This window comes from Alkalihalobacterium sp. APHAB7, from assembly GCF_048323755.1.
Classification (GTDB): Bacteria; Bacillota; Bacilli; order Bacillales; family Bacillaceae_F; genus Alkalihalobacterium.
Window position 1 is genome coordinate 1 of the sequence record NZ_JBLWFS010000062.1, and the last position, 1681, is coordinate 1681.

The window sequence follows — 1681 nt, forward strand, 5'->3', positions numbered from 1 at the left end:
CGGATCTATTGCCTGATTAACTGCACTTAGCGATGTACTTTCTCAAGTTCACCGCCATGAACGCAAACCCTAATTCATTTTTCACCTTCTCTTTGCCTCTCACTGATAAACGAGTGAAATGCAAATTAGCCTTCAAAAATCCAAAAACAGGTTCTACATCAATTTTACGTTTGCCGTAAATTTCACCCGTTTTCTCTTCTGAAAGCTGTTGTCTAATATATTCTTTTTGTTGTTCCCATTTTTCATTGTACTGTATTTTTCTGTTTTGTCCTTCTTTCGCCTTGGTACATTGAGAACGGAAAGGGCAACCAGAACAGTCCTCACACTCATAAATTTTTAATGCTCGAGTATAATCATCTTTGTCTTTTCGATTCGACCAGTAACGAAACATCACATTTTTATCATTAGGGCATGTAAACGAATCATTTTCCTCATCATATTTCCAATTGGCTGAGTGGAAAGGATTATTTTTATACTTCTTTTTCTTCTCTTTACGATACAAGTTGTACGTAATTAATGGGATACGCTCTCGATGTTCGATTACATCTACGTAGTTTTGTTCACTACCATAGCCTGCATCAGCGACAATATATGGGGGCAGCTTAAAGAAACCTTCCTCGATTTTGTCCAGAAAAGGGATGAGTGTGCGTGTATCTGTCGGGTTAGAGAATACATCAAAAGCGAGCGTGTATTGTCCTTCCGTCGCAATTTGCACATTATAACCAGCTTTTAGTTGGCCGTTCTTCATGTAATCATCTTTCATTCGCATAAAAGTGGCATCATGATCTGTTTTTGAATAACTGTTTCTCTCTGCGAATATGTCCATGTCGTTTTGGTATTTTTGTTTGCGAGCTACAAAATCTTTGAATTGCTTCCGATACTGCTTCGGAGCTTTGCGTTCCGAACGAAGTTGTTTTCGTTCACTCACATCTTTACTCGCTTCGATTTGATTATCATATTCCTCTACCTTTGCATCAAGCTTTTCCACTACTTTTACGAGTTCTTCCGTAGATAGTTCATCCAGGTTTTCTCGTTCGATTTCTGGAATAATTTCTTTTTCCAACAACTCATCATACATTTGGTTGGACTTCTCCACCAAATTGGCACTGTACTTTTCAACCGCTTTACGCCAAACAAACGTAAATTTATTGGCATTCGCTTCAATTTTTGTTCCGTCAATAAAAATAGCCTCTTCTTCTATCAATTTTTCTTGTACAAGCTGACAACGAAATTGGACAAAACATTGGCGTAGTAAATCCTGAACTTCTGGATGGACACGAAAACGATTGATGGTTCGATAACTTGGTTCATATCCTTGAGCTAACCACATCATTCGAATACTATCTTTGAGTAATGCCTCAATCTTTCTTCCAGAGAAAACCGATTGTGTGTAAGCACACAAAATGACTTTCATCATCATCCGTGGATGGTAAGCAGGGCTACCTGTTTCACGTAGAAAGATAGCGAAGGCGTCATCAGGAATCTGTTCGACAAGATCATTGACAGCGTAGGCAATATCCGCTTCTTGAAGTTTCACTTCTAAATCTAGCGGTAAAACGATTTGATTCATGGTATAATGTTTAAACATAAGGATACCTCCGTTAATTTATTGTGTGGTAACTTTAATTTTATCAGATGGTATCCTTATTTGAATTCAAAAACCAGTTAAATCTAAAAAAAA

1 protein-coding gene is annotated in these 1681 nt (G+C 37.5%); it reads right to left on the reverse strand.

Features of this window, described 5'->3' with window-relative positions:
- Positions 1–16: 16 nt before the first annotated feature.
- Positions 17–1588 (reverse strand): IS1182 family transposase, encoded by a 1572-nt coding sequence (locus ACNSTQ_RS22980; RefSeq protein WP_418202048.1) that lies wholly within the window; start codon positions 1586–1588, stop codon positions 17–19.
- Positions 1589–1681: the final 93 nt, after the last annotated feature.

What these genes read in the sequence shown, in the direction of transcription:
- ACNSTQ_RS22980 (WP_418202048.1), bottom strand. Translation starts at nt 1,588, where the DNA reads ATGTTTAAACATTATACCATGAATCAAATCGTTTTACCGCTAGATTTA.